Annotated in this window: 4 protein-coding genes; 1 reads left to right on the top strand and 3 read right to left on the bottom strand. The window is 66.6% G+C overall.

Annotated features, from left to right (window positions below; all coding sequences use genetic code 11):
- Positions 1-416: 416 nt before the first annotated feature.
- Positions 417-1,145, bottom strand: a complete 729-nt coding sequence (locus ACFWBQ_RS38220) for a dienelactone hydrolase family protein (protein WP_385508638.1) — start codon at positions 1,143-1,145, stop codon at positions 417-419.
- A gap of 243 nt (positions 1,146-1,388) precedes the next feature.
- Entirely contained in the window at positions 1,389-1,811 is a 423-nt protein-coding gene (locus ACFWBQ_RS38215; RefSeq protein WP_385508636.1) for a winged helix-turn-helix transcriptional regulator, read from the bottom strand.
- A gap of 84 nt (positions 1,812-1,895) precedes the next feature.
- Here ACFWBQ_RS38215 and ACFWBQ_RS38210 point away from each other — a divergent pair, with 84 nt between their 5' ends.
- A complete protein-coding gene (locus ACFWBQ_RS38210) occupies positions 1,896-2,804 on the top strand; it encodes an NAD(P)-dependent oxidoreductase (protein WP_385508633.1) in 909 nt (302 codons plus the stop codon).
- A gap of 668 nt (positions 2,805-3,472) precedes the next feature.
- Here the strand turns inward: ACFWBQ_RS38210 and ACFWBQ_RS38205 are convergent.
- A complete protein-coding gene (locus tag ACFWBQ_RS38205; protein ID WP_385508632.1) occupies positions 3,473-3,865 on the bottom strand; it encodes an ATP-binding protein in 393 nt (130 codons plus the stop codon).
- Between the last annotated feature and the right edge of the window lie 437 nt (positions 3,866-4,302).

The following is a 4,302-nucleotide window of genomic DNA, read 5'->3' as shown; positions in this document are numbered from 1 at the left end:
CACCCACCGGCAGCCCCCGCCTGTCGATCACATCCTGCACTGGTCGACATGGCGACGCAGACGACAACACCAAGCCCGCGTCAGCCACCACAAACAACGCGGACACAGCCCCTAACACCTGCCCACCAGTCAGAACAAACACCGTTGCAGTACTAGGGTGTGGAGGCTGGGGAGGTGGTCCTGTCCGACAGTGTCGAGCCAGTGCGGCAGGCGCTCGCCCTGGCTCGGTGAGCAATCTGAGCCCGCCGCCAGGCCACCACCGACCCGGTGCCGCGCCGCACGATCCGAAGCAACCAGGCACCGTCGTCGTCATCGATCTCGCGCACCTGCACCCGCTCGGCATGCCGGACAGACTGGACCGAACGCGCTGGCCGGGTACGAGTTCCGGCCAGCGCGTCGAGCACTGCGATCTTGTGTCAGCTCAGATGCCGGGCGAAGAACCGCAGCGAGCTGTCCACTTCGAACGACGGCACATCCCCGTGCTTGCCCGGGTTGGCGTGCAGCGACTTCTCAGCCGAGGCCAGGGCGTCGAACAAGGCCAGGCTCTGGTCCCGCGGCACCATGTGGTCGTCCCACTGGACCAGGAACTGCACCGGCACGGTGATCCGCTCGGCGTCCTCGGCCAGCCCGTGCACGCCGAGCAGGCCCAGCACCGCGGCGCGGATCCGGGGCTCTGCGGCGATGAGCGGGATGCCGAGCCCGCAGCCCATCGACATGCCGCAATAACCGACCGGGCCGACGCCGACCTGGTCGAGGCGCTGGACCGCGGTCAGGACCGCCTGCCAGTCCGCGACGGCCTGAGCGGCCAGATAGCTGTGCATGCCGGCAACCAGCGCGCCCGGATTCTCACCGGCGGCCATGCCGGCCCGCATCTCGGCCGCGATCCGGCCGAACTCCTCCTCCTGGGGCCGGTCGCCGTGGTTGGGCGCGTCGATCGCGACGACTGCGAAACCCTCGGCGGCGTAGCGGCGTGCGCGGGACACGGTGTCAGGGGCCGTTTTGTGCTGCCTGCCGCCGTGGCCCAGCAGAATCAGGGGACGAGTGCCACGGGCGTCTTCAGGCGTCCACAGCACGCCGGGGATCTCATCGAGGGTGAAGAACTGTTTGGTGACGCCATCGGATGACGTCTGGGAGGTGAAGCGCATCAGCGATTCAAGCCTTTCGGGATGCCTTGTGCGGGCGCTCCCTAGACCATGCAAAGGAGGGAGTCCCGACTCGTCACAGTGTTGATCGGTCTCACCTCCTCGGCTTCGCAGTGGTGCACGGCGAAGCCGAAGGTATCAGATCATCACTCGCGCCTCGCCGGGGCGAACGTTGCCTGCTGCGGCACCAGTTGTTGCGGCGAGGACGTCGTTGACGCCTTCCTGAACAGCTCGGCGCCCCAGCGTTCAGCCGTCAGGAGCGGCGCGCACGCACGGGGTTGGTTGCCGGGACAGCCCTTGACCGTGTCTGGTCTCGGCTACGTCGACCACTTCGAAGCCTTCGCGACGCATCCGTTCACTCCCCCAGGCGCCGAGCGGACCGAGCGCTTGATTGAGCGTGCGGCCGTGCTCGGTCAGGGAGTACTCCACCCGAGGCGGCACTTCGGCATAGACCTCCCGGTGCACGAGACCGTCTGCCTCCATCTCCCGCAGATGCTGGGTCAGCATCTTCTCGCTCACTCCGGGCAGACCGCGACGGAGCTCGGCGAAGCGGCGTACGCGATGGGCGTCGAGTTCCCAGAGGATCAGCCCCTTCCACTTGCCGCTCACCACGTCGAGCGCAGCGTCGATGCCGCAGATGTAAGGCCCGCATCGCGGTGCTTTGGCCATTGCTGATCCCCCTTACGAAAAGGTAAGTACCGCAGAAAATAGTGGGTACTTCCGAGAGTAGTGGCGCTCTCCGAGCATGGAGGGGTGAACGAACAACAGAACCACACCACCAGGCAAGACAGCGCTGTCACCGTGATCGGGCTTGGCCCGATGGGCCAGGCGATGACCCGCACCCTCCTCGCCGCCGGCCACCCGGTCACCGTCTGGAACCGCACCGCCGGCCGGGCCGACGGCGTCGTCGCCGACGGAGCAACGCTCGCGGCGACACCTGGCGAGGCGGTCGAAGCGAGTGACCTCGTGATCCTCAGCCTCACCGACTACCAGGCGATGTACGACATCCTCGACAGCGTCACCGCAACACTTGCCGGCCGGACGCTGGTCAACCTGAGCTCGGACACCCCCGACCGCACACGCAAGGCAGCAACCTGGGCGGCGGGCCACGACGCCGCCTTCCTCACCGGTGGTGTCATGGTCCCGGCGCCGATGGTCGGCACGGAAGCGGCCCATGTCTACTACAGCGGCCCATGCGGAGTGATGGAAACCCATCGGGCGGCGTTGGCGCCGCTCGGCACGCCAAAGCATCTGGGCGAGGATCCGGGACTCGCCCAGATGATGTACCAAGCCCAGCTCGCGGTGTTCCTCACCACCTTGTCCGCACTGATGCACGCCACCGCGATGCTGGGCACCGCAGGAATGAAGGCCAAGGAAACACTGCCGGAGTTGCTCTCCTCCGCCGACTCGATCGGCGCCATCCTGAGGGCCGGCGAAGAGACCCCCGGCGCCGCGCTGGATGCCGGAGAGCATCCCGGCGACCTCAGCACGGTCACCATGATGGGCGCGACGTCCGACCACATCGTCGAGACCAGCACGTCACTCGGCCTCGACCTCGCGCTCCCTCTGGCCGTGCAGGCCCACTACCGGCGCGCAATCGAGAACGGACACGGCAGCGACAACTGGACCCGCATCATCGACACCATCCGAGAGCCGCGCTGACCAAACGCGGGACCGATGAACACACGCCCAGCCGCGACTCCGCCGACCCCACCGCGCACTTGGGCCCTCGGCGGACCGTGACCCGGCGCCTGACCCGGCTCGGAGTTGGGTTACGCCGGTGCCGCGACCTCCATCCTTCGTGAACTTTGCGATCGACGAGTTCTCACGGTTGGCCTACACCGAGGACCTCGCATCCGGGGCAACTGGACTCGCGGGAAGCACATATGCGTCGCATGGAGCTCATCGTTGGGGCCCCCTGTTCCTTCTGCGGCATTTCCCCGGGTAAGTGCTGCTGCTGTCCGCGAAAGAGGTCGCGGACAGCAACAGCCTCCCGACCTGCCAGATCCTCTGGCGCCACCCCGGGGACCCCAAGAGGAGCGATGTGGTGCAGGCGTGGTTTGCGGCCGCCAGCCGTGGCCGTGGGTGATGACGGAGTGCAGTTGCAGGGGCCGGTTCTGTTCGTCGCAGCAGTGGACGCAAGCGAACATGGTTGCTTTGAATGCTTGTTGGGCGTGCTCCTCTGACGGTAACCAGATACGAAGACAAGATCGGGCCCTGTTCTCGTACAGCTACGGCCAGGTGGCGTGTAGTGCTGAGCAACTACAAGGGGGCTGCTGATCGGCAGGGTCCCGGGTCAGGCGAGCACAGTGGATACCGCAGCCTTGGTGCTACCGGGCGAGAAGGGCGCTAACGGTCTTGCCGCCGGACGGCCGGTGGGTCACCTTGGTGGAGTGGGCGAGGCGGTTGACCATGGGCCAGCCGAAGCCTCCGGTGCCGCCGTTCAGGTCGGGGGCGCGCATGCGTGGCGCCTGCGAGCAGGGGTCGCCGACGGCCACCTCGATGAGGTCGGGGTTGGCGGTCAGACGCAGGAGGTAGGTGCCGCCGCCGTGGCGTAGGGCGTTGGTGACGAGTTCGGAGACGACCAGGACGACGGTGTCGGCCACTTCTGAGTCGACGGCCGGCTGCCAGAGGCCTTCGAGGAAGATCCGGGCGGTCTCGCGTGCGTCGGCGACCGGGGTCGCGGAGCGGATGGTCGTGGCGTCGACGCACATCGTGTCCATCAGGTTCACCTCGGTCTCTGGTTCGTCAATGCCTGCTTTTGGCCACCCGTCCCTTGTGCCCGCCCAGCGCCCCATCAACCCGACAGGGGCTCGATTACCTCATCGTTGAACGCGCGGAAATCTATGGCGATCGGAGTAGACATTGGGTGGTGGCGTAGTTATGGTTTCTCTCGTAGCCGAGATCGGCAAGGCCCGGCAGAGACGAACTGCCGGGCATCGTTACACGCAGTTGCAGTTCGCATGACGGTGCGGTGGTGGAGTTTTGAAGCCAGGCTTGTTGCAGGACGGCGACGGGACTGACGACCGGACCGGGTGGCCCGCGGTGATCAGGGGCCGCCGCAACTAGTGTTCTGAGTCGGGAATTCTGTTCAGATAACTGGCGAGGCGTTCGAGGATTTCGTCCGCGGTCTTTGTCCAGATGTAGGGCTTCGGATCGG

Origin of the sequence: Streptomyces sp. NPDC060035 (assembly GCF_042736635.1) — a bacterium.
In the GTDB taxonomy this organism is placed as follows: domain Bacteria; phylum Actinomycetota; class Actinomycetes; order Streptomycetales; family Streptomycetaceae; genus Streptomyces.
This window is presented reverse-complemented; position numbering and strand designations above follow the sequence as displayed.

What these genes read in the sequence shown, in the direction of transcription:
- ACFWBQ_RS38220 (WP_385508638.1), bottom strand. Translation starts at nt 1,145, where the DNA reads ATGCGCTTCACCTCCCAGACGTCATCCGATGGCGTCACCAAACAGTTC.
- ACFWBQ_RS38215 (WP_385508636.1), bottom strand. Translation starts at nt 1,811, where the DNA reads ATGGCCAAAGCACCGCGATGCGGGCCTTACATCTGCGGCATCGACGCT.
- ACFWBQ_RS38205 (WP_385508632.1), bottom strand. Translation starts at nt 3,865, where the DNA reads ATGGACACGATGTGCGTCGACGCCACGACCATCCGCTCCGCGACCCCG.